This window comes from Shewanella sp. MTB7 (assembly GCF_027571385.1).
Taxonomy (GTDB): domain Bacteria; phylum Pseudomonadota; class Gammaproteobacteria; order Enterobacterales; family Shewanellaceae; genus Shewanella.
Genome location: NZ_CP085636.1, coordinates 4154725 through 4181147, shown reverse-complemented (window position 1 = coordinate 4181147; position 26423 = coordinate 4154725). Strand labels below are relative to the sequence as shown.

At 45.4% G+C, this 26423-nt stretch carries 22 protein-coding genes; 6 read left to right on the top strand and 16 right to left on the bottom strand.

From position 1 onward, the window contains the following. Nucleotides 1-63 precede the first annotated feature (63 nt). A complete protein-coding gene (locus HWQ47_RS18070; RefSeq protein ID WP_269967454.1) occupies nucleotides 64-2205 on the bottom strand; it encodes a M3 family metallopeptidase in 2142 nt (713 codons plus the stop codon). A gap of 193 nt (nucleotides 2206-2398) precedes the next feature. Between HWQ47_RS18070 and HWQ47_RS18065 the strand changes: the two genes are divergently transcribed. Continuing rightward, the gene (locus HWQ47_RS18065) at nucleotides 2399-2977 is read left to right on the top strand and encodes a thymidine kinase (protein WP_269967453.1); all 579 of its coding nucleotides are present in this window, start codon (nucleotides 2399-2401) and stop codon (nucleotides 2975-2977) included. 86 nt (nucleotides 2978-3063) lie between these two features. Here HWQ47_RS18065 and HWQ47_RS18060 read toward each other — a convergent pair whose 3' ends face one another. Continuing rightward, on the bottom strand, nucleotides 3064-3501 hold the full coding sequence (locus tag HWQ47_RS18060) for a hypothetical protein (protein WP_269967452.1): 438 nt from the start codon (nucleotides 3499-3501) through the stop codon (nucleotides 3064-3066). A 402-nt stretch (nucleotides 3502-3903) separates the two neighbouring features. Here HWQ47_RS18060 and HWQ47_RS18055 point away from each other — a divergent pair, with 402 nt between their 5' ends. After that, nucleotides 3904-4389 carry a peroxiredoxin family protein gene (locus tag HWQ47_RS18055; protein WP_269967451.1) on the top strand — a complete coding sequence of 162 codons (486 nt, stop codon included), beginning with the start codon at nucleotides 3904-3906 and terminating at the stop codon, nucleotides 4387-4389. On the opposite strand, the gene HWQ47_RS18050 is transcribed toward HWQ47_RS18055, so the two are convergent. The 3 genes from HWQ47_RS18050 to HWQ47_RS18040 form a co-directional block, all read right to left on the bottom strand. Further along, complete coding sequence (locus tag HWQ47_RS18050; RefSeq protein WP_269967450.1) at nucleotides 4378-4950, bottom strand: type II secretion system protein; 573 nt, start codon at nucleotides 4948-4950, stop codon at nucleotides 4378-4380. The genes HWQ47_RS18055 and HWQ47_RS18050 overlap by 12 nt on opposite strands. Nucleotides 4951-5209: 259 nt before the next feature. Then, complete coding sequence (locus HWQ47_RS18045; protein ID WP_269967449.1) at nucleotides 5210-6496, bottom strand: sensor histidine kinase; 1287 nt, start codon at nucleotides 6494-6496, stop codon at nucleotides 5210-5212. Beyond that, nucleotides 6493-7167 (bottom strand): response regulator transcription factor, encoded by a 675-nt coding sequence (locus HWQ47_RS18040; protein WP_269967448.1) that lies wholly within the window; start codon nucleotides 7165-7167, stop codon nucleotides 6493-6495. Before HWQ47_RS18040 ends, HWQ47_RS18045 begins: the two co-directional genes overlap by 4 nt. Nucleotides 7168-7426: 259 nt before the next feature. Here HWQ47_RS18040 and HWQ47_RS18035 point away from each other — a divergent pair, with 259 nt between their 5' ends. Together HWQ47_RS18035 and HWQ47_RS18030 are read left to right on the top strand one after the other, a co-directional pair. Beyond that, a complete protein-coding gene (locus HWQ47_RS18035; RefSeq protein ID WP_269967447.1) occupies nucleotides 7427-8572 on the top strand; it encodes an efflux RND transporter periplasmic adaptor subunit in 1146 nt (381 codons plus the stop codon). A 25-nt stretch (nucleotides 8573-8597) separates the two neighbouring features. Beyond that, the gene (locus tag HWQ47_RS18030) at nucleotides 8598-11699 is read left to right on the top strand and encodes a multidrug efflux RND transporter permease subunit (protein ID WP_269967446.1); all 3102 of its coding nucleotides are present in this window, start codon (nucleotides 8598-8600) and stop codon (nucleotides 11697-11699) included. Here HWQ47_RS18030 and HWQ47_RS18025 read toward each other — a convergent pair. The 10 genes from HWQ47_RS18025 to HWQ47_RS17980 form a co-directional block, all read right to left on the bottom strand. Then, nucleotides 11696-12154, bottom strand: a complete 459-nt coding sequence (locus tag HWQ47_RS18025) for a hypothetical protein (RefSeq protein ID WP_269967445.1) — start codon at nucleotides 12152-12154, stop codon at nucleotides 11696-11698. The genes HWQ47_RS18030 and HWQ47_RS18025 overlap by 4 nt on opposite strands. A gap of 167 nt (nucleotides 12155-12321) precedes the next feature. Further along, nucleotides 12322-12978, bottom strand: coding sequence for a CoA transferase subunit B (locus HWQ47_RS18020; protein WP_269967444.1), 657 nt, complete (start codon nucleotides 12976-12978; stop codon nucleotides 12322-12324). Between the two features lie 14 nt (nucleotides 12979-12992). Continuing rightward, nucleotides 12993-13697, bottom strand: coding sequence for a CoA transferase subunit A (locus HWQ47_RS18015; protein ID WP_269967443.1), 705 nt, complete (start codon nucleotides 13695-13697; stop codon nucleotides 12993-12995). A 49-nt stretch (nucleotides 13698-13746) separates the two neighbouring features. Next, a complete protein-coding gene (locus tag HWQ47_RS18010; RefSeq protein WP_269967442.1) occupies nucleotides 13747-14637 on the bottom strand; it encodes a hydroxymethylglutaryl-CoA lyase in 891 nt (296 codons plus the stop codon). Between the two features lie 2 nt (nucleotides 14638-14639). After that, the gene (locus tag HWQ47_RS18005) at nucleotides 14640-14780 is read right to left on the bottom strand and encodes a 3-methylcrotonyl-CoA carboxylase (protein WP_269967441.1); all 141 of its coding nucleotides are present in this window, start codon (nucleotides 14778-14780) and stop codon (nucleotides 14640-14642) included. Beyond that, nucleotides 14777-16906, bottom strand: coding sequence for an acetyl/propionyl/methylcrotonyl-CoA carboxylase subunit alpha (locus tag HWQ47_RS18000; protein ID WP_269971781.1), 2130 nt, complete (start codon nucleotides 16904-16906; stop codon nucleotides 14777-14779). The genes HWQ47_RS18005 and HWQ47_RS18000 overlap by 4 nt, the downstream gene beginning before the upstream one ends. A 1-nt stretch (nucleotide 16907) precedes the next feature. Beyond that, nucleotides 16908-17741 carry an enoyl-CoA hydratase-related protein gene (locus HWQ47_RS17995; RefSeq protein ID WP_269967440.1) on the bottom strand — a complete coding sequence of 278 codons (834 nt, stop codon included), beginning with the start codon at nucleotides 17739-17741 and terminating at the stop codon, nucleotides 16908-16910. 58 nt (nucleotides 17742-17799) lie between these two features. Then, complete coding sequence (locus HWQ47_RS17990) at nucleotides 17800-19407, bottom strand: carboxyl transferase domain-containing protein (protein WP_269967439.1); 1608 nt, start codon at nucleotides 19405-19407, stop codon at nucleotides 17800-17802. Between the two features lie 95 nt (nucleotides 19408-19502). Beyond that, nucleotides 19503-20672, bottom strand: coding sequence for an isovaleryl-CoA dehydrogenase (locus HWQ47_RS17985; RefSeq protein ID WP_269967438.1), 1170 nt, complete (start codon nucleotides 20670-20672; stop codon nucleotides 19503-19505). A gap of 84 nt (nucleotides 20673-20756) precedes the next feature. After that, nucleotides 20757-21155 (bottom strand): MerR family transcriptional regulator, encoded by a 399-nt coding sequence (locus HWQ47_RS17980; RefSeq protein ID WP_269967437.1) that lies wholly within the window; start codon nucleotides 21153-21155, stop codon nucleotides 20757-20759. Nucleotides 21156-21431: 276 nt separating this feature from the next. Here HWQ47_RS17980 and HWQ47_RS17975 point away from each other — a divergent pair, with 276 nt between their 5' ends. Beyond that, a complete protein-coding gene (locus HWQ47_RS17975; RefSeq protein ID WP_269967436.1) occupies nucleotides 21432-23360 on the top strand; it encodes a propionyl-CoA synthetase in 1929 nt (642 codons plus the stop codon). 291 nt (nucleotides 23361-23651) lie between these two features. Next, a complete protein-coding gene (gene gndA, locus HWQ47_RS17970) occupies nucleotides 23652-25205 on the top strand; it encodes an NADP-dependent phosphogluconate dehydrogenase (protein ID WP_269967435.1) in 1554 nt (517 codons plus the stop codon). A 505-nt stretch (nucleotides 25206-25710) separates the two neighbouring features. Here the strand turns inward: gndA and HWQ47_RS17965 are convergent. Continuing rightward, nucleotides 25711-26373 (bottom strand): glutathione S-transferase, encoded by a 663-nt coding sequence (locus HWQ47_RS17965; RefSeq protein WP_269967434.1) that lies wholly within the window; start codon nucleotides 26371-26373, stop codon nucleotides 25711-25713. Nucleotides 26374-26423 lie beyond the last annotated feature (50 nt).

Sequence of the window (26423 nt, the reverse complement as noted above, 5' to 3'; positions counted from 1 at the left end):
CGTATGGAACGCTTAAGACCATGGAGGTCATGGATATATTTATTTTGTGTCTGATGTAATAGATTAGTTAGTCTGTAAACCACGGCGCTTAAGCAGTGCTTCGGTGGTCGGCTCTTGACCTCTGAACGCCTTGTAGGCATCCATAGGATCAACACTGTTACCTACCTCTCGGATCGCTTTACGATATTTCATGCCTATTTCGCGATTTAGCCCACCTTGGGTCTGCACGTAAGCATAGGCATCGGCTGCTAAGATCTCACTCCACATGTAGGCATAATAGCTTGACGAGTATCCACCAGGGAATGCGTGAGCAAAATAGGTAGATCTATAACGAGGTGGCACTGCCGGTAAGTCCACTCCGTGTTTCTTAAGTGCAGCCGCCTCAAATGTAGCAACATCTTGCAGTGGCATATCCGCTTTAAGAGAGTGCCACTCTAAGTCGAGTAGGGCGGCAGACATATATTCCAGAGTGTCGAAGCCTTGGTTAAAGCTGCGTGATTTTAGTAGCTTATCTAGCAGTGCTTTTGGTATTGCTTCACCAGTTTCATAATGCTTAGCATAATTTTCAAGTACTTGAGGGTGAGCAGCCCAATCTTCTTCAAATGTCGATGGAAATTCAACAAAATCCCTTGAGACCGCGGTTCCAGAGAGACTAGGGTAGGTGACGGTAGAGAACATGCCATGGGTACCATGACCCATCTCATGGAACATGGTGGTTACTTCATCATAGCTAACAAAGGTAGGCTTGCCATCTGGTGCCTTTTTGATGTTCATCACGTTGACTACAACTGGCTTATTGTTTAATAGCGTAGATTGAGTGACAAAGGAGCTCATCCAAGCACCGCCGCGTTTGCCTTCGCGTGCGAAGTGATCTGAGTAGAAGATAGCCATGCTAGTGCCATCACTGTCGAACATCTCATAGGCTTTGACATCTTCATGGTACACAGGTAGATCTGGGCGGAGTGTTAACGTCACGCCGTAAAGCTTCTCAAGGGTATAGAATACCCCGTCTTCGAGTACACGATTAAATTCAAAATAGGGCTTAATCGAGGCTTCATCTAAGTCATACTTATCTTTACGAACCAGCTCGGCATAATAAGCCCAATCCCAGGGCGCGAGTTCAAAATTACCACCGGTTTTGTTGATCATAGCTTGGATATCATCAGCTTCTTTCTGGGTGTTAGCTATAACGGCTGGAACCATAGAGCCAAACATCTGATAGACAGCTTGTGGCGTTTTGGCCATTTGTGGCGTTAAGCGATAATCGGACCAGCTTTTGTAGCCAAGCAGTTTGGCTCGTTCGGCTCTGAGTTGTGCCAGACGCGACACCAGAGATGCGGTTTCATTCTCACCGCTTAATCCTCTGTTTGAAGAGGCTTCCCATACTTGTTGACGCAACTCGCGATTATCGAGTTGGGTGAGTACTGGCTGACGAGTGGTATTGGTGATGTTGAGTTGGTACTTGCCTTCATGACCATTGGCTTTGGCATCGGATGCCGCTGAACGTATCGCATTTTGTGATAGGCCAGCCAGTTTGCTCTTGTCTTCTACAATAAGGGCAATCTCTTTGCTTAGTCTCATTAAGCGCTGAGCAAACTCATTTGTTAGTGTTGATTGCTCTTCGTTGAGGGCGCGTATTGCTTTTTTTTCGCTGTCATTTAATTTTGCACCCGCCATGATAAAGCGCTGATGGTATTTCTCAACTAAGCGGTTTGCTTCAGGTGATAGAGAAAGCTTAGCACGGGTGTTATAAATGGTTTCTATTCGTTTAAACAGCGCTGGGTTTAGATTGATATTATCTGAGTGAGCCGCCATCTTAGGTGCCATCTCACCTTGAAGTGCCCTTAGCGTGGGATTGCTGTTGGAACTGGCTAAGTTGTAGAAGATTGTTGAGGTTCGATCGAGCAGTTCACCACTCTTTTCCATCGCGACGATTGTATTATCAAATGTAGCGGCTGTTGGGTTATTGGCTATCGTTAAAATTTGCTGATAATGCTCAACGATCCCTTGTAGTAATGCCGGTTTAAAATGCTCATCGCGAATAAGATTAAAGTCAGGTGCTTGATATTGGAGTGTGCTAGACACAAATAGCGGGTTCTGAACTTGGACCATACTGGTGGTATTTTCGTTTAATGTATCAGTACCTGAACAACCGACAAGCAGTAATGTTGCACTTATCGCTGCGGCTAGTAATGTTTTTTGCATGCTTATGTAACTACCTTTAATTATTATTGTATAACTAAATTATCAATGATTCCTTAAAGTTAACTGAATTACCACATAAATAGTCAGGTTATTCTGTTTATGCAATCAAGGATGTAAGCCTTATAAATTGGATTCGATGAATGGTGAGTATAGTGATAAACTAGTGGGCATTATTTAATTAAGGAATACAGGTTTGGCGCAACTTTATTTTTACTACTCAGCCATGAATGCGGGTAAATCGACCTCTTTATTGCAGTCCTCTTATAACTATCGCGAACGCGGTATGAATACCTTAGTGATGACGGCATCCATCGATGACAGATATGGAGTGGGTAAAGTCGCATCAAGAATTGGTATCGAAACCGATGCACAAGTATTTGGTAGTGCAGATAATCTAGCGACCATGATTGGTGACGTTCATAAAGAACAGCGCATGCATTGCATATTGATTGATGAAGCACAGTTTCTTAGTAAGGAACAGGTTAAACAGTTAACCTATGTGGTGGATATTTTAGATATCCCAGTGCTCTGTTATGGCCTTAAAACCGATTTTCAGGGTGAGCTCTTTACCGGTAGCCAATACCTTTTAGCTTGGTCGGATAAACTTGTCGAGCTTAAAACCATCTGCCATTGTGGCCGAAAAGCAAATATGGTGGTTCGTCTCGATGGCGAAGGTAAGCCTATGCGTGAAGGTGAGCAGGTCGCGATTGGTGGTAACGAGAGCTATGAGTCAGTTTGCCGTAAACATTTCCGCGAATTCTTGTGGGACTAGCCTAAGGCGTGAACATTAGTTTCGAATTTAGAGGAGCACTGAGCATTAATACATCTTGGTGCTTTTCTATTTAGAATCAAACAAAACTAATTCAATTTAGACAGTAAGTGTCTCACCTCATCACGTGTGTTATCAATCGCCCCCACCATATTCATGGCACTTGTTTCGGATCTGTTGAGTGTTTGCCAGTTCTCTTGCCACTCCATTTTAAGTGCATTAGCTGATTTAGATACTTCAGGCTCGGCTATCATGCTTAAATCGGCAATCAAGTTGACTTTTATCCAACCTTTTCTAGGGTTGCCTTCAACGATATTTTGATCATAGTGAGCGGCATAAATAATCCCTTCAAGCTCTGAAAGTTGTAGTAGGAGCTCGAAACTAGCTGAGCGCATATTGCTGTTGTATTCGGTGATCTCCATGCGCCAAACATTATAACTAAAGCCTATCAGGGCGAAAATCATACTAAAGACAGCCGTGATTTGAAAAACGGTGATGGGCTGGTCTCCTCTGATACTGAATCTCATGGGGAGCTCCTTTTGTTTACTTCTGTGTTGCTGTTTATTTTTACTATTAATTATCTTAGACCGTAAAAATTGAATAATAAATTCAAGTTATTCGGTCTATTTTTAATATGAAGCAATTAAATATACCCAAGCTGCTTGGAAATGCAGGATTCAGTGGGAATTTAATGCACTTTAAGCAAGGCATTGTTTGTAGCTAATGGTTGTTCCCTTAGCAAAACCAATAACGCAGAATAAAGAGCATTAAAACCCATCGCAGAAGGCTTTGCGCAAGCCCACTTCGTTGTTGCATTAACTTAAAAGGGAATCACCATTCCTAAGTCAATGCGTCTAGAATTGAACTCGCGCAACGCCTCTGAAACGAGCATTCTCAGGTAGTTTGGGTATCTGATCGATAGGAAAAGAATGATGAAACTGTTGAAAAGTGTATTACTGTTGATTTTATTGAGTGGAACAAGCCTAGCGGCGGAAGTGTTAAACATGGCGCCTGACTTTACCTTAGCCGACCCTCAAGGAAAGATGCACAGCTTAGCTGAATATAATGGCAAGCCACTTATCCTGCACTTTTGGGCCACTTGGTGCCCTTACTGTAAGAAGCTCCAACCGGGTCTGGACAGTATCGCTGACACCTATGAAGATACTGATCTGCAAGTGTTAGGTATTAGCTTCAATGAAGATGAAGGCGCGATGCCCGGTGAAACGCTTAAAAAGCGAGGAATAGACTTTCCAACCTTAGTTAAAGGAGAGGAGGCGGCAAAGCGCTATGGCGTCCCAGGAACGCCCACTACTGTGTATATCAATCGTGCAGGCGAAATTGTCTGGGTGACGAATATCTCAGACCCTAATGATCCTAGTTTGAATGCGGCTGCTGAATTTATTTTAAAAAATTAGCAGTTGTCGGTAAAAGGTGCGGACATAACTGCTAGGGGTTCCGCCTTGAACATGGTATTGAATATGGCATTGAAACTCTCCATTGCGTATTTGTACTAGTTTACTTTCATATTTCTTAGGCACGATGGCAAAAGAGCCATTTGAGTCAGTCCCGAACACGAAATCATTGTCAGACAGCCCCATGACTGTTTTATAATTATCTTCTACTATCGTATTTGAGTTTGAGGTGCCAGTTGCTTTTGGATAGCCATTGGTTACATACAGGCGCGAGCCTGAAACCTCAATAAAAAAGTAACCTATATTACTATCCCAGTTGGGGTTGTTGTTACAGATGCCATCACAGTCATTTCTATCATCAATGCCATCTAGTTGAGTCTTACTGTGTACTATTTTATTCATCGATTCGATAGAGGCTGCGATAGCTTTCAAGCTAGCAGTCTGAGCTTCACTGGAGAGTGACAGGAGCTTGGGTGCAGCTATGACACTTAATATCCCCAAAATGATAATGACGACGACCAATTCAATTAAGGTAAAACCTAGCTGACTTCTGTTTAATTTCACAATTTGACAGTCTTGCTTACAAATGATGCGCGCACGGTACAGTTGGCTTGATGGCTAAACAAGCTGGCTTTTATAAAATGAGAGCTGTGATTAGATTTTCACATGCCTCTTTTTTGTGTGCAATTGTCAATGTGTTGTGTTGTGATTTGATTGGTGGGGTTGTCATCAATTAACACTCAGCAAGATTAATCTTGTGAGCGTTAATTGTTCGAGTAGTCAAGTGATGACTAAGTCATATAGATGTGCGTTATCGATGGGTTTACGCTTTATCTAATGGCGATGGTGCAAAGTTTATATTGGCCATATAGCATTCCGGTTTAACTGCAACGGTAAAGTCCCAATGGCATTGCTGACTAATCTGTTGTACCAGCCTTAGACCCAAACCAAAACCATCACGGCCACTTTGCTTTGCCGTCGTGTCCTCTAAAATAATGCCTTGATTCGTAATGACTAATTCTTGCTGTTGCAGATGGATTAAAATCAGCCCTTCATCAATATGCTGCATGGCATTGCGAATGAGGTTTGCAATGAGGATACGTACTAAGGTGTGGGGCAGTGAAACCGCAATGGGCCGCAACACTACGCGCAGCTCAACATTTTTACCTTTAAGCAAGTAGCTGTGTTCTTCAATGAGCTCGTTGATCAGCGTGTCGAGTTGAAATACGCTTGATGCGGGTTGCTCTATCTCTTTACGAGTCAACCATAACAGTGTCTCAGTTAGGTGCTGCATGGTATTACTCGCGCGCGCGATACGTTCTAGTGCTGGCAAGTTTTTAGCTGGGATCAGTTGCTCTAGTAACTCGGCATTACTTTTTATTACCGCAATGGGTGTTCTTAGTTCATGGCTAGCATATTGTAAAAATTGTGACTCACGTTGAGAGATCGCATCGATTTCGCGTAAACGCTCAAGAATTTGTGTTGCCAGCATATCGAGCTCTCGATAGGCAAAAGAGGGGATGGGCTTATTGAGGTCGTCACTGCTTAATTGCTTGGACCATGTATTGAGTTTATATACCGGTTTCGTCAAATAGCGAAAGCCGAGAATGATGAAGATGATCAACACAAATGTGACAATAATGGACACGATCCAAATTTGTTGCAGCTGTGAATCAGCGATATCCCAATAGCTAGGTGTCTCGGATTCTTTGTACTCTTGCAGCAGGTAATAGGATTTATTATTGAGGTATCTCGCCGCATAAACAAAATAATCATTTTGAATGCTCGTATCAACATCGATGTCAGTAGCATAAAAATGCTTCCCCGCGATCATTGCTGATTCTGGATACGCTAAGCGTATACTTTTTGGGAGATCCTCATAATCGTGTATAAGCCGCGTGTCGATGATTTCTAAGCCTGGCTCTACGGCCTCATAGCCATTTCTATTGATGAGCTCTTGGGCTTTATACATATTGATACTGAATGAGGTATCGAGTGCACGAAAGTAGTTTTCTCTTGCCCAAAGGGTATAGCAGAGAACGAGTAGTAGCAAGATGAATCCGCTACCTCCTAATAGCAAGGTCGTTAAACTATTGCGTGACTTCATCATATTGTTTGGGGGCGTAAAGCCCAACCTTTACCTGCGATGGTATGAAGCAGCTCTGCTGCTTGTACTTTTGTCAGCGCACGTCGTAAATAATACAAGTGTGCTTTAAGTACATTGCTACTAGGCAGTTCATCACCCCACAAGGCATTTTCTAATGTGTGTTTTGATACTACTTCAGGGCTTGCACGCATCAAGACTTCTAACAAGGTGTAACAAGCTGGCGTTAACACTAACGTTTGTTCTTGATAGGCAACGGTTTGTTGCTCGCAATCCATGATTAAACTTGCCACATTTAGCCGTTTAGACAGGCTACTGCGTCTTCCTGCCAATGCCTGTATTCGTGCTATTAACTCTCGGTTATCAAATGGTTTAGTGAGGTAATCGTCACCGCCAGATGCAAAACCTGCCAACTTATCGTCGATTAGCCCAAATGCAGTTAAGAATAATACCGGAGTATCGTTGCCTAAGGTTCTAAGCTGTCTACAAAGTGAATAGCCATCAAGTTTAGGCAGGCCGACATCGACAACGAGGACATCGTAGTGGTTGGTGCGGGCTAGGGCTAATCCCGACAAACCATGACTAGCATGATCGGGTTGCATATGAGCAAGCTCCATTAATTGCAGAAGGGTTTCAGCGAGATCGCGATCATCTTCAATGAGCAAAACACGGATCATATCTTTTTCCAATCATGTGAGCTTATGTCGCCCTTTAAACTACGGCTAAGCTGCAGTCTAGGTTGTCTAGGGTAAATTTTGAGTCAATCTACTCTTTTCATGGTGGCAAATCGAGTCTGTTTTACCCGATATTTACCTTGTTTGATTTACTATTTTGTTCTTCTGTATGTTCGTTAGACTCAACTTGTTGAATTTTTTAGTTTTTGTGTTATTAATGATTTCAAGTGAGTAATTTTGTGGTGTTAGGAAAGGTAAAGATATGCTGGGTAAACGCAATAATATGATGTTAGTTGGGCTCTGTATTTGTGCCCCTTTGCTCTTTACCGGCTGTGGCGACAACACGAGTAGTGAAATCGCGCCGTATGTAAAAAGCGCCAATGTTGCGACCATCAATGCACACCTTACTGAGGTGACGCTTTATGACGAGTTACAAGGTCGCGTACGCCCTTTGCGTACGGCCGAGATCCGCCCACAAGTCAGTGGTATTATTAGCGCTAGGCTATTTAAGCAAGGTGACAGCCTTGAGAAAGGTGAGGCGTTATTTCAGATTGAACAAGATGCTTTTAAGATAGATCTTGAAATTAAACAAGCTTCTTTAGCACAATCGCAAGCGAATTTAGGATTAATACAGAGCCAACTCGACAGAATGACCCAACTGGAACGTACTGATGCTGTCAGCCAACAAGATTTCGAAGAAGCGAGCTTTAACCAACAGATTGCCGTGGCAACAGTACAGCAAAATCGGGCTCAATTAGCCTTCAGTCAACTACAACTTGAATATGCCAAAGTGACTGCGCCGATAGCTGGATTTATTGGTGAAGCTATGGTGACAGAAGGGGCGTTAGTCAGTCGAACTGATGCCAAGCCATTAGCGATTATTCAACAGATTGATCAAGTCTATATCGATGTGCGTCAGCCCGCTTCAAAGTTGAGCCAATTGCGTGGCTTACTTGATAAACAACCCCAAGGTAGTGATAGCGCACTGGCCGTTATTGTGCAGTACTCCTCAAATAGAGATGAGGATATTGACGGTAAAATTTTGTTCTCTGGTATCAGTGTCGATGAAAATACCGGTGATCTGATTGTGCGTATTTTGGCGAACAACCCACAAAGAGCGCTTTTGCCGGGAATGTATGTGAGAACTCAAATTCCAAGAGGTCAATTACACGCGTTTAAAGTGCCAGAGCATGCAGTGCAACGTTCCAGTACCGGCGATCCGTTTGTATATGTAGTAAAGGGCGACACCTTTGAGAAAAAGCAGGTTGAGCTTGAAGGGATCCAACACCGACAATACATCATCTCTAAAGGGCTTAACCAAGGTGATCTCGTGGTTGTGACTGGCCAAGATAATTTGCAGTCGGGCGTTGCGTTAACCCTGTCAGATTGGCAACAAACTAAGTATTAAGCAACATTTGTAAGAGGGTTCTATCGTGTCGCATTTTTTTATTTCTCGCCCTATTTTTGCTTGGGTTATCGCCATTTTAATTTGTGTTGCTGGCATCGTAGCCATTCCAAAGTTAGCCGTTGAACGATTTCCAAGTGTGGCGCCACCGAGTATTGGCTTGTATTTGTCTTATCCTGGAGCAAGTCCACAAACCATCAATGACAGTGTCGTGGCACTGATTGAACGTGAAATATCTGGTATCAAAGGCCTGCTATATTTTAGTTCATCTTCTGATGCCAGTGGCAGTGCATCCATTACGGTCACGTTTGAAAATGGTACCGATCCTGAAATGGCTCAAGTTGAGATCCAAAATAAGATCAGAGCCATTGAACCTCGGCTGCCACTCGCAGTGCGTCAAATTGGTATCACTGTAGAAACCACGTCATCAAATAATCTGATGTACCTTGGCTTGGTCTCTCCTAATGGTCACTTTTCAGAGCAACAGCTCAGTGACTATATGGCCAGAAATATCATTGAGGAGATAAAGCGAGTTCCAGGTGTTGGTCGAGTACAGATGTATGGCTCTGAATTTGCTATGCGTATTTGGGTCGACCCGACTGTGCTCACTGGCTACAACCTCACCATGGAGGATGTGACACAGGCCATTGCAGAGCAGAATATTCAAATCTCTCCAGGCAAGGTGGGTGACTCTCCAACGGTTGAAGGGCAAATGGCGGTCTTTCCGCTGACCGCACAAGGCCAGTTATCAACGCCACAAGAGTTTCGAAATATTGTTTTACGCTCCACAACGCAAGGGGGCATGGTGTTATTGGGGGATGTTGCGAAAGTAGAACTTGGGGCGCAAAACTATCTGTTTAGTAACCGAGAAAATGGACAGCAGTCGACCTCTGCTGCAGTTCAATTGTCACCGGGGGCTAACGCTATTGAAACCTCCGATAAGATCCGCACCCTCATGGATCTATTGCGACAGACGATGCCAGCGAACATGGATTACTCCATCACATCGGACTCAGCAACGTTTGCTAAAATATCGATTCAAAAAGTGGTGGTGACACTGCTTGAAGCCATGGTATTGGTATTCTTGGTGATGTATCTGTTTTTACAAAACCTGCGTTACACCATTATTCCTGCAATTGTTGCACCTATTGCCTTGCTAGGTACGTTTGCGGTGATGTGGTTGATGGGATTTTCGATTAACGTATTTACCATGTTCGGCATGGTATTAGCGATTGGCATCATCGTTGATGACGCCATTGTGGTGGTTGAAAATGTCGAACGAGTGATGAGCGAAACCGGTTTACCCCCTAAAGCGGCCACCGAGCAAGCGATGCAAGGGATCTACAGCGCCGTGATTGGCGTGACAGCGGTATTATCGGCGGTGTTTATTCCGATGGCGTTTGCATCAGGTTCAGTGGGAACTATTTTTCAACAGTTTTCGTTAGCGATGGCAGTGTCTATTCTGTTTTCGGCATTTTTGGCGTTAACGCTTACCCCTGCATTATGTGCAACTTTGCTGAAGCCTCTATCTGAGCATGATCATCATCGCGGTGGTTTTTTTGGCTGGTTCAACCGTAATTTTAAACAATTTACTCAGGGCGTCACGTCGGGTGTGGCCTATTTAGTTAAGCGTACCGGTCGGATGATGTTGTTCTACGTGGTATTGGTTGTGGCTTGCCTCTACAGCTTTTCGTTAGTGCCAAGCACATTTTTACCGGAAGAAGATCAAGGTTACTTCTTTACGTCTATCCAGTTGCCGCCCGATGCGACGGTCGAACGAACCATGGATGTGGTCACTAAAATTGAGCATTTTACCCATGCAAGAGAGGCTGTGGATGCCAGTATGAGTATCCTTGGGTTTAGTTTTAGTGGTACTGGCTCGGGATCCGCTTTTGGTATTACCACACTTAAAGATTGGCAGGAGCGTAATGGCAGTTCGACACAGCTAGAGATACAAGCACTCGATGAACACTTAAGTGATTTAACCGAGGGACAAGTGTTTAGTGTGTTACCTGCTGCAATTGATGGGCTCGGTAGCTCGTCAAACCTCTCTTTTCAGTTACAAGATCGTGGCAATGCAGGTTATCAGCATTTTCAAGATACCCAAGCTCGCTTTCTGCAACAGGCTTATACCAGTGACAAACTCTCGTCAGTGTACTTTGAGGCTCTGCCGGAAACTAACGGCGTACATTTACAAATCGATCGTGCTAAAGCGCGGGTGCTTGGGGTGCCGTTTAATGCCATAAGCGAAACGATATCAACAGCGATGGGCTCAAGTTACGTCAACGACTTCCCTAATAATGGTCGTTTACAGCAGGTCATCGTGCAGGTGCAAGCCGAATCGAGAATGCAAATTGACGATATTTTAAAACTGGCGATCCGTAATAATCAAGGCGGTACGGTTTATCTCTCTGAGTTTGTGACCCCGGTTTGGGGGATGACGCCACAGCAGTTAACGCGTTTTAATGGGGTATTGGCAGTCGCTGTGTCAGCTTCACCAGCGCCGGGTTACTCTTCCGGTGAGGCGATGCAAGAAGTTGAGCGCATCGTTGCTTCGTTGCCTAACTCAGCGGGTCTTGAATGGACGGGGCTGTCATTACAAGAGCAACAAACAGAATCGCAAACGTTAACTATGTTGTTGTTTTCTATGCTGATTATCTTTCTCGTCTTAGCCGCATTATACGAAAGCTGGTCAATTCCATTGGCGGTGATCTTAGTTGTGCCCTTAGGCATTCTTGGGGCCGTTGGTTTTATGTTACTTGATGGCATGGCCAATGATGTATTCTTTAAGGTCGGTCTCGTCACGATTATTGGTTTATCAGCTAAGAATGCCATCTTAATCGTTGAGTTTGCTAAGCAGGCAAGAGTGGAGGGCGCCAGTCTTGTGGATTCGGTATTATTGGCGACTCAACAGCGTTTAAGGCCGATATTGATGACATCATTAGCCTTTACTTGCGGCATTATCCCACTGTACTTCGCCACAGGTCCAAGCTCTGAAATACAGAACTCCATTGGCGCCGGCGTATTAGGTGGGATGTTCAGCGGTACAGTCTTAGCCGTATTATTTGTACCTGTGTTTTTTGTGTTCATTTGCCAATGGATTGAAAGAGTGTCTAAAAAAGTGACTTAAGTCTCAGTGGCATATTTATTAATAAATGCGTGTAAAAATTCGATGCCTGGTTGGTTGTTCTTTTCAGCTTTCCAGCATTGAAATATTGCAGTCTCATGTTCGGCGATAAATTCTAAGGTGCTGTTGTCCTGCTCCTGTTCAAACCAAAGTCGGTATTTATGTTCATATGGTTTTATCCAATTTAACAGGGTATCGATCAATAGAGTAGGGGGGAGTTGTATCCATAAACTTGCATCTTCAACGCCTTTATTTTGCATAAAAACGTCATTGGCGAGGTAAGGTACCTCAAGCTTTATGAGCTTGTTCTCCAGTCGTGCAGCGGTTATATGCTCAATCTCAATGAGAGGGGCCCATAAAGACGCTAACGATTTATTCTGATAGTGATTGGCGAAATAAGTGAAAAATGCAATGCCGTAGATCTCGCCTCTATAGGCATTATGGATATCTTGTTCCATGGATGATCCTTAATTTAATCAATGCTGAATGTTGTTAATGGATACTATTGATTATGTGTTTTGACAAAGATAGCTAATTCAAAAAGTGCGATTTTAGCATAATTATAAGTGTAAAATGCAGCTTGATGTAAGCTGCATTTTTGTTATTTGCATACCACAAAGAGGTGTTAGAAAGTCATCTCAGGTACATAGTCAGGGACAATCAATGTACCGGCTGTCTTAGATACAATCTCCTCGACGGATACACCGGGTGCACGCTCTAGCAGATGAAACGCGCCATCTTTAATCTCCATAAAAGCCAAGTCGGTCAGTACGCGCTTGATACAACCAAAGCCCGTTAACGGTAGCTCGCACTTAGACAGCAACTTAGAGTTACCTTTTTTATCTGCATGCATCATGGTGACGATAATATTATCAGCACCAGCGACCAAATCCATTGCTCCGCCCATGCCTTTAATCAGTTTGCCGGGGATCATCCAAGACGCGATAGAGCCTTGTTCATCCACTTCAAAAGCACCAAGTACGGTTAGATCTACATGCCCACCACGGATCATGGCAAAACTCTCTGCTGATGAGAAAAATGATGCACCGGGTACTGCAGTGACGGTTTGCTTACCTGCGTTAATCAGATCCGCATCTATGGTCTCTTCAGTGGGAAACTCTCCCATGCCTAATAAACCATTTTCAGATTGCAGCATGACCTCAATCCCTTGGGGGATATAGTTTGCCACGAGCGTTGGGATGCCGATGCCAAGGTTGACGTAGTAGCCATCTTTAAGTTCTTGGGCGACACGTTGTGCGAGTTGTTCTCTTGATAATGCCATGGTGTTTGCCTCCCTTATGAAGATGCTTTGGCTGTGCGTTGTTCGATACGTTTTTCGAACGTTGCTTGGATCACGCGGTTGACGTAGATCCCAGGTGTGTGGATATGATCTGGGTCTAACTCACCGGGTTCTACAATATGCTCAGCTTCCACTACTGTAATCTTACCGGCGGTCGCCATCATAGGGTTAAAGTTAGCGGCGGTTTTACGGAAAACCAAGTTGCCCATGGTATCAGCTTTCCAAGCGCGGACTAAAGCAAAGTCTGCCGTTAAGGCTGACTCTAGTACATAGTGACGTCCGTCTATTTCACGGGTTTCTTTACCGTCAGCAACGGGAGTGCCGTAGCCCGTTGCGGTGTAAAATGCCGGAATACCAGCGCCACCAGCGCGAATTTTCTCAGCGAGTGTGCCTTGAGGCGTCAAGATGACATTTAACACGCCAGAGAGCATCTGCTGCTCGAACGTGGCATTCTCACCCACATAAGAGGCTATCATGGTATCTATTTGACGGGTTTTTAACAGTAGACCGAGACCAAAGTCATCGACGCCTGCGTTATTAGAGATAGCGGTCAGTCCTGTGACGCCGGTTTTGACCATCTGAGAGATAAGACCTTCAGGAATACCACAAAGGCCAAATCCGCCTACCATCACGGTCATATCATTGCTTAGGCCTGCGAGCGCCTCTTCATAACTTCCAACGACTTTATTGAGTCCTGCCATTATTCTTAACTCCTTATTATGTTCGTTGCTAGAACCTAGAACCTTCTTTTTATTCGTTTATCGCTCTAGCAACCTTTGAGCCTGTAGTTCTGCCTAAGGCTTGGCTTATTCTGTTACCTGCCTGAGCAAGTAGTGACAGATCTATGCCTGTCTCTATTCCCAACCCGTGCAGCATATAGACGAGATCTTCGGTCGCTAAATTCCCCGATGCGCCTTTGGCATAAGGACAACCACCGAGTCCCGCAACGGATGAATCGATCACGCTGACGCCAGTTTCTAAGCAAGCTAAGATATTGGCTAGAGCTTGTCCATAGGTGTCATGAAAGTGCAGAGCGAGTTTATCGACAGGGACTTTTTTGCTGACGGCTTCAACCATTCTACGGGCATTATCTGGGGTGCCAACACCTATGGTGTCGCCGAGGGATATTTCATAGCAACCCATTTTGTAAAGAATTTCAGACACGCGAGCCACTTCGCTAATCGCAATTTCGCCCTCATAAGGGCAACCCAGTACGCAGGACACATAGCCTCGGACGGGAATGTTGGCAGCTATAGCTCGCTGCATCACTGGGGCGAAGCGTTCAATGGACTCCTCTATTGAGCAGTTTATATTACGCTGACTAAAGCTCTGGGATGCGGCGCCAAAGATGGCAACCTCTTCCGCTCCTGCGTCAAGTGCGAGTTCCAGTCCCTTTAAATTTGGCGTTAGGGCACTGTAGGTGACATCGCTCTGACGGGTAATGTTACGCAGTACATCACCAGAGTCTGCCATCTGTGGCACCCATTTAGGCGACACAAAGCTAGCAGCCTCAATGCGTTTGATGCCTGCTTTGGCTAATGCTTCAATTAAGATAATCTTATCTTGGGTGGTGACGGGCTTTTCGTTTTGCAGCCCATCGCGGGCGCCAACCTCAAAAATACTCACCGATTTAGGCGTCATCTTCATGCCTTTTTCTCATCAGTAGGCTTAACATCGACGAGCTGAGCACCGTCAGATACTAACTCACCGACGTTGAAGAAAAATGCGCTGACAGTACCATCAAAAGGAGATTCTATTGCGTTTATTACATTAGTCATTTTCATCCCTCTTCCTCAACTTCTGAGGGGGCAACATCGACTAACAGTGCGCCGTCGTTGACCAGTTCACCTATGTCGAAGTAGAACGCGCTGACAGTACCATCAAAGGGAGATTCTATGGTGTATTCCATCTTCATGGCTTCCATCACCATCAAGCCTTGGCCTGCGATAACACTGTCGCCCACATTCACTAAGTGAGTCACCACAGTGCCATTCATCGGCGCTTTAAGTTTGTCGGCTAAACATTCTTCCTCCTCTGCCAATTCTGTTTGAATTGCACGGAAATGGTAGCTGGTGGAGCTGATAAACAATGTAAAGTCATCACCGACATGGCTTACTGGGATCTTAAATTTATGGGCTTGGCTCTTATGGGTAAGCGCCTTGTCATTCTTGTCTGCCTGGCTGAGTGATATCTCGGCATGCAACACTTCACCCATAAGCTCACCGCTGAGCGTGTAAAAGTTATCGTTAATCTGCAGTTGGAAAATAGATTTACCGCCAACGGATGTTTCAATCAGATCTAAGTGTTGTAGCTCATGGTTATCATCGAGCAACGCCACTTGATGTTGACTGGCACTGTTGAGCCTAAACCCACTGACAGACCCCCAAGGGGAATATGGGTCATTACTGTTAATAGCGCAGGCTTTTGCAGCCTCTTTACGGGCGCAGATTTGATACAGAGCAGCGAGAGCCAGTGCGGTTTGTTGCTCTTTGGCAACACTGCCACTCAGCCCTCGACCAATGAGGGCATCGCCATAGCGTTCGATAAAGTCGGTACTGAAGTTTGCCTCGCGAAACGCCTGATGTTCGGCAATATTAGCCAGAAATTCAATATTGTGTTTGAGTCCACTGATCTGATAAGACTCAAGTGAATGCACTAGACGTTGCAGGGCTCTTGGGCGTGACTCATCCCAGACAATCAGTTTAGAGATCATCGGATCGTAGAAGTTACTGATCACATCGTTTTCACGAATGCCAGAATCGATTCTTACATGGCTATTTTGCTCAGGCTCACGCAGGAAGTTAAGTTTACCACTGGCAGGCAGAAACTCATTTTGTGGATCTTCGGCGTAGATACGTACTTCAAAGGCGTGACCGTGTATCCGCACTTCACTTTGCGTCAGTGGTAGTTGGTGACCACTGGCGACCATTAACTGCCATTTGACTAAATCTTGTCCTGTGACCATTTCAGTCACCGGGTGCTCAACTTGAAGACGGGTGTTCATCTCCATAAAGTAGAAACTGTTGTCGGTGTCGAGCAAAAATTCGACAGTGCCAGCACCTTGATAGTCGATGGCTTTTGCCGCAGCCACTGCCGCTTCACCCATCTGCACTCTTAATTCATCACTTAATCCTGGCGCAGGGGCTTCTTCAACCACTTTTTGATGGCGTCGTTGAATAGAGCAATCTCTGTCAGAAAGGTAGATACAGTGGCCGTAATTATCGGCAAAAACTTGCACTTCTACGTGACGAGGTTGACGTAGGTAGCGCTCCATCAAGAGTTTGTCGTTACCAAAAGAGGAGGTAGCTTCACGACGAGCTGAGTGGATAGCGTCGAGCACTTCACCTTGATTTTCAACGATACGCATCCCTTTCCCACCACCGCCATAAGCAGCTTTGATAAGGAGTGGGAAACCCATCTTTTTGGCTTCGTTAACTAAGAGTTCATCGTCTTGCTCGTCGCCATGGTAACCAGGAACCAGTGGTACTTTTGCTGCGCCCATGATCTCTTTGGCGGCACTTTTACTGCCCATGGAATCGATGGCATCAGCAGTGGGCCCAACAAAAGCAATGCCAGCTTGTTCACACAGACGTGCAAAATCGGCGTTTTCTGACAAGAAACCGTAACCTGGGTGAATAGCTTGTGCACCCGCTTGTTTAGCAATATCGACAATTAACTCGCCCTTAAGGTAGGAGTCTGCCGGTGCACTGCCGCCAAGATAGAAGGATTCATCAGCCATGGCCACATGGCGGGCATCGATATCGGCGTCAGAGTACAAGGCGACGGTGCGTATTCCCATTGCTTTGGCTGTTTTTATGATACGACAAGCGATTTCACCTCGGTTGGCAATCAACAATTTCTTAATGAGGAAAGTGTTACTTAAGGCGTTACTTTTTGATGATGCGACCATGTTATTGAGCTCCTTGCGGCGAGTCTGTTTTCCAGTTGGGGCTACGTTTTTCAAAGAAGGCATTCAAACCCTCTTGGCCTTCGGCTGACACGCGAATGCGAGCGATACGCTCGCTGGTATAATCTAATGTGTTTTGATCTATGACCCCGTTCTCTAGGGTCGATAGTAAAGTCTTTACCCAAGCCATGCCTTGGGGGCTATTAGCAAGTAAAGCATCGATAATCGGTGCAGCTTGAGCGTCAAGATCATCATCTATCTCATGAATTACATTGAGTGACTGAGCTATCTCAACCTTAAAACGCTCGGCGGTGAGCATATAACGGCGAGCTGCTCGCTGGCCCATAGCTCGAGTGACATAGGGACTAATCACCGCCGGAATAAGGCCAAGTTTGACTTCACTTAAACAGAAGCTGGCACGAGTGTTAGCAATGGCGATATCGCAGCAGCAGATAAGGCCCAATGCACCACCAAAGGCAGCCCCTTGAACAAGTGCAATCGTCGGTTTAGGGAACTTGTCTAGGTTTGACATCAACTTAGCCAGTTCATTGGCATCGGCAAGATTCTGCTCGAAATCCATCTTAGCTTGATTACGCATCCAGTTAAGATCGGCGCCAGCACTGAAATTTTTGCCATTGGCCCTAAGGACTAATACTTGGCATTCATCATTGTCGGCAAAGTGGGCGAGGGATTGCAGCATTTCGCTTATCATCACTTCATCGAAAGCATTGTGTTTATCGGCTCGGTCGAGGATCAGCTCTCCGACTCCCTTATTAAGGGTGCAATTCACAAAATGTAGCGTGTTCGAAAATTCACTTGTCATGGCTAGGTTATCCATTATCTATTAGCCCAGAAAATATCTGTTAAGGTCTGGTGTGCAGGTAAAGGGCGAGCCCTTACATGCGGAATACACCGAACTTGGTCTCTTCTATCGGTGCATTAAGTGCAGCCGATAGGGCTAATCCAACCACATCGCGAGTTTGGGCGGGGTCAATAATACCGTCATCCCACAAGCGTGCACTGGCGTGATATGGGTGACCTTCTTTGTCGTATTGTTCGACAATAGGGGCACGGAACTTTTGCTCCTCATCATCGGACCATTTGACCCCTTTACGGGCGAGTCCATCACGGCGAACGGTGGCTAATACGCCTGCAGCTTGTTCACCCCCCATGACGGAAATACGCGCATTTGGCCACATCCACATCATGGTTGGCTCAAATGCGCGGCCACACATGCCATAGTTACCAGCGCCATAACTGCCACCGATGATGACAGTAAATTTAGGGACATTTGCGCAAGAAACAGCGGTAACCATCTTGGCGCCATGTTTCGCAATCCCTTCATGCTCATATTTCTTACCCACCATAAAGCCGGTGATATTTTGCAAGAAAAGCAGTGGGATTTTTCGTTGGCAACATAGCTCGATAAAATGAGCGCCTTTTTGGGCTGACTCAGAGAAAAGGATGCCATTATTAGCAACGATGCCTACCGGATAGCCATGAATACGGGCAAAGCCGCAGACTAAGGTTGGACCATAACCTGCCTTGAACTCATCAAAGTCTGAGTCATCGACCACTCGTGCAATGACCTCTTTAACATCGTATGGTTTTTTAAGATCGGTCCCTACAATGCCGTAAAGTTCGTTGATATCGAACTTAGGCACCTTAACTGGACTCAGTAGAGTGGTAATGTTTTTTTGATGATTGAGTCGAGTGACGGCTTTACGGGCAAGCTCGAGGGCATGATCATCGCTTTGGGCGAGATGATCGGCAACACCGGATATTTTAGTGTGAACCTCAGCGCCGCCAAGCTCTTCTGCTGTCACCTCTTCACCGGTAGCAGCTTTAACTAATGGCGGGCCTGCGAGGAAAATAGTGCCTTGTTCTTTGACGATAATCGACTCATCGGCCATGGCGGGAACGTATGCGCCCCCTGCGGTACAAAGCCCCATCACCACAGCGATTTGTGGAATGCCTTTGGCTGACATCTGCGCTTGGTTATAGAAGATACGCCCGAAATGGTCACGATCTGGAAACACTTCATCTTGGCGAGGTAGGTTAGCACCGCCTGAATCGACTAAGTAGATACAGGGAAGGTGACAGCGACTGGCGATATCTTGTGCCCGTAGGTGTTTTTTTACTGTAACAGGATAGTAAGTGCCGCCTTTAACCGTGGCATCATTGGCGATAATCATGCACTCAACGCCACTCACGCGACCGATACCAGCAATGATGCCAGCTGCGGGGACTAAGTCTTCATAGAGTTCATAGGCTGCAAATTGAGAGAGTTCTAAGAAAGGTGAGCCTGGATCAAGTAGCTTTTCAACGCGCTGGCGAGGCAAGAGTTTCCCACGGGAAAGATGACGTTCACGGGCAACGTCACCGCCGCCTTGCTCAATGATGTTAATTTTGCATTTTAGATCATGAACAAGGTTGACCATGTCGTCATGTTTAGCCTTGAATTCATCACTGCGAGTGTTAATACGGCTGCTAAGTTGAGTCACGATTTCAATCCTTTTGATGCTATTAAATACTGATTCATTATTCTAGATTAGGCAGTTGAGCGTGGAAAAGAGTGAATCAACTGTTTAATTTAGGATCACTTAGATTCGTTAAACAGCTCACGACCAATCAACATACGGCGGATCTCTGAGGTGCCAGCACCGATTTCATAGAGTTTGGCATCACGTAAAAGTCGACCTGTTGCGTACTCATTGACGTAACCGTTACCGCCTAATAACTGAATGGCATCGAGGGCCATTTTAGTGGCCAGCTCAGCGGAATAGAGAATGGCTCCGGCTGCATCTTTACGGGTGGCTTCGCCGCGATCGCAAGATTTAGCAACATTGTAAACGTAGGATTTTGCGGCATTCATGCCGGTATACATATCGGCAAGCTTGCCTTGAACCAGCTGAAACTGACCGATGGATTTACCAAACTGCTCACGCTCATGGATATAAGGAATGACGATGTCCATGCAGGCAGTCATGATCCCCAGTGGTCCACCTGAAAGAACAACACGTTCGTAATCTAGCCCACTCATTAAGACTTTCACACCGTTATTGAGGCCGCCAAGAATGTTCTCTTCTGGCACTTCACAATCTTCGAATACTAACTCACAAGTGTTGGAGCCACGCATGCCGAGTTTGTCGAGTTTTTGTGCGGTACTAAAACCTTTCGAGTCACGTTCGACGATGAAGGCCGTGATGCCATGGGCGCCTTTATCCAGATCGGTTTTGGCGTAGATGACGTATGTGTGTGCGTCGGGACCGTTGGTGATCCACATCTTATTGCCGTTAAGGATATAGCGATCGCCCTCTTTACGGGCGTGAAGCTTCATGGAAACCACATCGGAACCCGCATTTGGCTCGCTCATGGCCAAGGCACCAATGTGTTCACCACTGACCAGTTTTGGCAGGTATTTGGCTTTTTGTGCGGCATTGCCGTTACGGTTAATCTGGTTAACGCATAAGTTAGAGTGAGCGCCGTAACTTAAGCCGATTGAAGCTGATGCTCGTGAGATCTCTTCCATCGCCACAACATGGGCTAAATACCCCATGTCAGCACCGCCATACTCCTCAGCTACCGTGACGCCTAACAGACCCATGTCACCTAACACTGGCCAAAGTTCATTGGGGAAAGCATTGTCGAGATCGGTTTTTGCTGCTATTGGTGCAATTTCATTAGCAGCGAAATTTTGAACTGCATCGCGGAGCATATCGACATCTTCGCCCAGGCCAAAATTGAGTGATGAGTAGAGTTGAGTCATGGCTAGTGTCCTATCAATTTAATTCAAATACTTATTATTATAATTATGTTTTACGGTGTTTTTATTTTTAACTTAACAAGTGCTTTAGTCTGTATTGTTCTCAAGTGCAGCTCGGCACTGCTGTTCAGCCGAGTTAAGCTCCATTAATACCACTTTGATGTCATCCATTTGCTGTTGCAGTGAAACCTTCTTATCTTCGACGAGCTCAAGCATAGTGTGCAGTTGTGATACGCTGTTTTTGTCCGCATCATAAAGTTCAAATAAGCGACGGGTTTCAGCGAGTGAAAATCCGAGACGCTTACCGCGCAGGATCAGTTTTAGACGAACCCTATCTTTGAGGTTATAGATTCGAGTTTGCCCACGACGCTTAGGTTTCAGTAGGCCTTGATCTTCGTAAAAACGAATGCTTCGGGTGGTAATATCAAACTCTTTAGACAGATCGCTAATTGAGTAAGTTGTTTGTGTGATCTGTTTATCACTCATTAAAAACACCATAATATTTAACTTTTAATTACCTTACATGAAGTTTACGTTAACGTAAAGATGGTGGTTCGGTGTTCACTTATTTTTTTGATTTTTGATTGGTTGTTTATGGAAAGTAAATTTGCCAGTTTATTAGATATGTGAACCGCTCAATATCCAACCTAATCATAAGGTCTAATGGGAATGCTCAGTCTGTGAGCATAATGTGTCTAGCCTAGGCTTATAGTCTTTAGCTGTAAGCCGAATTATTCAATTTTATGTTCTGGGGAGAGGGTAATGAAGAGCGAGAATCATAAGCTACATCAACAGATGCATACAGCCTCTATAGCGCAATCTGAGCAATTTTGGGCTGATGCAGCTACGGCGTTAAGTTGGGATAAACCTTGGGATCGCGTCCTCGATGACAGCAATATGCCACTCTATACTTGGTTTGCTGGTGGTGAACTTAATACCTGTTATAACGCGGTGGACAGACATGTAGATAGTGGGCGGGGCGAGCAGATTGCTATTCAATATGTCAGTCCGGTGACCGACACTGAATACGGCATTACCTATACAGAACTGCAAGCCCAAGTCAGCCGACTGGCGGGTTACATGGATTCAGTTGGCGTGAAAAAGGGCGATCGCGTTATCATCTATATGCCGATGGTGCCAGAAACGGCCTATGCCATGCTGGCGTGTGCACGCATTGGCGCAATTCACTCTGTGGTTTTTGGCGGTTTTGCTGGTAATGAATTGGCGAGCCGGATTGACGACGCTAAACCTAAGCTTATTTTGTCGGCTTCTTGTGGCATTGAACCCTCAGGTGCTGTGGCTTATAAGCCTTTGTTGGACGATGCTATTGCCCAATCGAGTCATAAAGTTGAGCAGTGTATTATCCTCAATCGAAGCCAACATCAAGCAGAGCTAGTGCCGGGACGTGATGTCGACTGGCAGAGCGCAGTTGCCAGTGCCCCAGATATTGGCTGCTTGAGTATTGCCGCGACAGATCCCCTTTATATCCTTTATACCTCTGGGACCACGGGGCAACCTAAAGGCGTGGTACGTGATAATGGCGGCCATGGCGTGGCACTTGCCTGGTCGATGAAGCATATCTACAACATCGAAGCGGGGGATACTTTCTGGGCTGCATCGGATGTGGGCTGGGTGGTTGGACACTCCTATATTGTCTACGGACCTTTGTTGGTAGGGGCGACCACGCTTATGTTTGAAGGTAAGCCGGTTGGCACACCCGATCCGGGGATATTTTGGCGCACAATTGCTAAGTATCAGGTTAAGAGTTTCTTTACTGCCCCTACAGCGATACGGGCGATAAAGCGAGACGATCCCGATGGTGACTTTATTAAAGATGTCGATCTATCTTGTCTGCATACACTGTTTTTAGCCGGAGAACGCTGCGATCCCGACACCCTGCGTTGGGCGGAGGAGCGTTTAGCAAAGCCCGTCATCGATCATTGGTGGCAAACTGAAACTGGTTGGCCTGTCGCTGCTAATTTGATGGGTACAGCTCCTGTTGAAGTAAAGCCTGGATCGCCTGCGCTACCTGTGCCGGGTTATCAAGTTGAGGTTGTCGATGAGATGGGGAATAAGGTGGAGGCGAATACCTCAGGTAATGTGGTGATTAAGCTGCCTTTGCCGCCGGGAACCTTGACCACCCTGTGGCAAAATGAACAGAGATATTTAGACAGTTACTTATCTATGTATCCGGGCTACTACCTCTCGGGTGATGCTGGTTATATGGATGAGGAGGGTTACCTGTATATCATGAGTCGTATCGATGACATCATCAATGTTGCTGGGCATCGACTTTCTACTGGACGTTTTGAAGAGGTGTTGTGTCAACATGAAGCCGTGGCGGAAGTGGCCGTGATAGGGGTTGATGATAAGCTTAAAGGTCAAGTTCCATTAGGCTTAGTGGTGCTTAAAAAAGGGGTAAGCTTGAGTGATGAAACACTGTATAAAGAGTTGATAAGCTTAGTACGCAAGAATATTGGCCCCGTGGCTTCATTTCGATTGGTCAGTGTGGTGCAAAAGTTACCCAAGACTCGCTCAGGCAAAATTTTGCGCGGCACAATGCGAAAAATTGCTGATAATCAAGATTATAAAGTACCTGCCACCATCGAAGATCCGCAAACATTAGAGCTGGTGCGTAACGCGCTGACGCGTATGGGTTACGCCGATGCGTTGACGACCCGTCAACAATAATCCGTTAGCAGGAGTGATATGAAATAATCGGCTTATCCAGAGGACTTTATCATCACCCCTGGATAGGCTGTGTTGTTATCTTTTGAACTGAGATAGGCTTTTTTTTGTAAACAAATCTACGGATCCTAGTAATTTACTTACCATAGTATGTATAATCCTGAGCAAATAATACCTCTCGTCTATGCCCCAATGCAGGGCTCTCTAGTATAAAAGAGAAGGCTAACTCTGTGAGTTAACTTACCAATAATAGACTGGGTATATTATCTTCTGTTACCTGCGGAAAATATATCAATGGAAAATCACACCAATTTATATGATGTCGGCGTTATAGGCCTTGGCGTCATGGGAAAAAATCTTTCCTTAAATATTGCTGATAATCAGTATCGCGTTGTCGCTTTCGACTTAGATGCTAAGAAAGTTGAAGGCGTGGTTCAGCAAGAGAAAGCGGACCGAATCTCCAGCAAACAGCTCCATGTCCCACTGCGTGTTAGTGGCTGTAATAATCTTTCTGAAATGTTATCCAGTCTCGAGAAACCTCGAATTATTGTGCTGTCAGTTCCTGCTGGTGCTCCTGTCGATGGGGTATGCAATACCTTAATTGACGCAGGTATCGCGCAAGATGATATTGTCATCGATACGGGTAACAGTTTATGGACTGATACGGTCGAACGTGAAGCGCGCTACGCCGATAAATTTATCTTCTTTAGTTCAGCTGTTTCTGGCGGAGAAATGGGCGCGCGTTTTGGGCCTTCATTGATGCCAAGCGGCAATATCAAGGCTTGGAACAGGATTAAACCTATCTGGGAGGCAATAGCGGCTAAAGTTAACCCTGAAACGGGCTTGCCTATTGAGCGTCAAGAGCCGGGTAATCCAGTGACAGAAGGTGAGCCCTGTACTACGTATATTGGCCCTGCGGGCGCTGGACATTATGTCAAAATGGTACATAACGGCATCGAATATGCTGATATGCAACTTATCTGCGAAGCCTATCAGCTACTGAGCGACGGCTTCAATATGTCTGCCGATGAGATAGCCAATCTGTTTGAACGTTGGAATCGAGGTAGCTTAAACAGCTATTTGATGGAGATCAGCGCAGAGGTGCTAAAGCAAGCGGATCCTATTTCAGGTAAGCCTTTGGTCGAGATGATCTTGGACAAGGCGGGCCAAAAGGGCACTGGACTTTGGACTGCGGTGAGCAGTTTGCAGATAGGCTGTCCTGCACCAACCATTGCTGAGGCCGTTTATGCTCGCGCCGTGAGTACCCAAAAAGATCAAAGAGTAAAGTTGAGCCAACTTTTGACTGGCCCTGTTGCCGTCAAACCTAGCGATGAGGAGCGTGATGCTTTTATTACCCAGCTGGAAAGTGCCCTTTATTGTGCCAAAGTTGCCAGCTATGCCCAAGGTTTTCAATTGATGGCTATGAATGCTAAAGAGCGCAACTGGACACTGGATTTTGCCGAAATAGCAAAGATTTGGCGTGCGGGTTGTATCATCCGCGCCACTTTCCTACAGTCAATAACTCAAGCCTATCAAGCCGCAGCGACGACAGGTATCGAGCTGGAGAACTTACTGATGGCGGATGTATTCAGCCAAGCACTCTCCGCTAAGCAACTCGATTGGCGTCAAGCTGTATCAACGGCAGTTCTCAAAGGAATACCGGCACCCTGTATTAGCTCGGCTTTGGCCTACTACGACAGCTACCGCAGTGAGACCTTGCCGGCAAATTTACTCCAAGGTCAGCGTGACTACTTTGGCGCCCATACATTTGAGCGCACCGATAAGCCCGCAGGTGAGAAGTATCACCTGAACTGGAGCAGTGCTAAGCGAGAGTTAGATAGAGTTTAATGTAAGGCTTTTTGGGATTGAGAGTATTTAGCTGTGACTCTTTTGTTTTATGCCTTGGTTTCATAAGTAGGTAAAGCAAAAAATATTCTCACCACGGTGAATGTAGCGAAGCTATGTGCTAATGAACGAGAGCTAGGGTCGTTCTCGGACTCCTGTCCTTTACGACATTGAGACTTCCTGTCTGGCAGATACGAACTGGCACTTAAACATTGACGTTGTTACGCTTCGCTTACACAGAGTTCATGCAGAAGAGCTGAAGATTTAAACAATCTTTTAGCTATTGTCTTTCTCTGTGGCTAATAGATCTGTTTGACTGTTGAAATTAGGCAAAGAATTTAATCTTCTTACGGTTTTGCCTCATCTTGTTTACTTACTGTAATTGAATAAAATATGAGGTAATTTTAATTTAATAAAAATTAATATCTTACTTGAGTTTAAAGCACCCAGTATTTTGAAGTTAGTGGATAAAGTCTATTGTTTTTTAATTGTGGGTGATTCAATAAGTTTACTTATCCCCAAACAGGTGCTCTTCGCCACTGTCTAGCCAGAGGGAGTATTTGGCCATGGCTTTCGAGAAAAATGGGCTGTCTAGATGGGCCTTTAGCCAGTGTTGCAGCTTAGGGTAGGGAGCAGTTAGGTACTTGTGGCGATCGGCTCTGGCAAATTGACGCACAAAAGGAAGTAGTGCGTAGTCAGCCAGACTCAGGCTGTCGCCCATGATGAATGTATGTTGGTTTAGCTTTATTTCTAACTGAGCAATGAAGGACTCGCATTGGGTTCTGTCATGGATTTCTGAGTCTTTATGATAACGTGTTGCACTCTTGTACTGCTCTAATAAAGGCTTAAATACCTTGTCGTTGTACTCAATCAGTTTGAGCATTTGAGGCAACACTTCAGGTATTTGAGGATAGAGCAGACCTAGTGGATCATTTTTGTTAAGTGCCCACAGCATAATATCCAGACTTTCATCAATTATTTTAGTAGCGTCGCGATCTTCAATGATTAACACTGGAACAGTGCCTTTGGGTGAGATTTGCAACATGGCTTCGGGTTTGTTTTTCATCACTATCGCCCGCAACATCACGCTTTGCTCTGCCAATAATATTGCCATTCGAGCTCGCATGGCATAGGGGCAGTGTTGCAGTGAATAGAGTATTGGCAAAGGCATAGTGCTCTCCATAAGCAGGTGCTAATAGAAACAAAGCATCAAGATACTTT

Bases quoted from the DNA above. Each gene is read 5' to 3' on its own strand.
- HWQ47_RS18070 (WP_269967454.1), bottom strand. From the start codon at position 2,205: ATGCAAAAAACATTACTAGCCGCAGCGATAAGTGCAACATTACTGCTT.
- HWQ47_RS18045 (WP_269967449.1), bottom strand. From the start codon at position 6,496: ATGATGAAGTCACGCAATAGTTTAACGACCTTGCTATTAGGAGGTAGC.
- HWQ47_RS18015 (WP_269967443.1), bottom strand. From the start codon at position 13,697: ATGGCAGGACTCAATAAAGTCGTTGGAAGTTATGAAGAGGCGCTCGCA.
- HWQ47_RS18020 (WP_269967444.1), bottom strand. From the start codon at position 12,978: ATGGCATTATCAAGAGAACAACTCGCACAACGTGTCGCCCAAGAACTT.
- HWQ47_RS18010 (WP_269967442.1), bottom strand. From the start codon at position 14,637: ATGACGCCTAAATCGGTGAGTATTTTTGAGGTTGGCGCCCGCGATGGG.
- gndA (WP_269967435.1), top strand. From the start codon at position 23,652: ATGGAAAATCACACCAATTTATATGATGTCGGCGTTATAGGCCTTGGC.
- HWQ47_RS17985 (WP_269967438.1), bottom strand. From the start codon at position 20,672: ATGACTCAACTCTACTCATCACTCAATTTTGGCCTGGGCGAAGATGTC.
- HWQ47_RS17980 (WP_269967437.1), bottom strand. From the start codon at position 21,155: ATGAGTGATAAACAGATCACACAAACAACTTACTCAATTAGCGATCTG.
- HWQ47_RS18000 (WP_269971781.1), bottom strand. From the start codon at position 16,906: ATGGTCGCATCATCAAAAAGTAACGCCTTAAGTAACACTTTCCTCATT.
- HWQ47_RS18005 (WP_269967441.1), bottom strand. From the start codon at position 14,780: ATGAAAATGACTAATGTAATAAACGCAATAGAATCTCCTTTTGATGGT.
- HWQ47_RS18055 (WP_269967451.1), top strand. From the start codon at position 3,904: ATGATGAAACTGTTGAAAAGTGTATTACTGTTGATTTTATTGAGTGGA.
- HWQ47_RS18025 (WP_269967445.1), bottom strand. From the start codon at position 12,154: ATGGAACAAGATATCCATAATGCCTATAGAGGCGAGATCTACGGCATT.
- HWQ47_RS18035 (WP_269967447.1), top strand. From the start codon at position 7,427: ATGCTGGGTAAACGCAATAATATGATGTTAGTTGGGCTCTGTATTTGT.
- HWQ47_RS18060 (WP_269967452.1), bottom strand. From the start codon at position 3,501: ATGAGATTCAGTATCAGAGGAGACCAGCCCATCACCGTTTTTCAAATC.
- HWQ47_RS17995 (WP_269967440.1), bottom strand. From the start codon at position 17,741: ATGGATAACCTAGCCATGACAAGTGAATTTTCGAACACGCTACATTTT.
- HWQ47_RS17965 (WP_269967434.1), bottom strand. From the start codon at position 26,373: ATGCCTTTGCCAATACTCTATTCACTGCAACACTGCCCCTATGCCATG.
- HWQ47_RS18040 (WP_269967448.1), bottom strand. From the start codon at position 7,167: ATGATCCGTGTTTTGCTCATTGAAGATGATCGCGATCTCGCTGAAACC.
- HWQ47_RS17975 (WP_269967436.1), top strand. From the start codon at position 21,432: ATGAAGAGCGAGAATCATAAGCTACATCAACAGATGCATACAGCCTCT.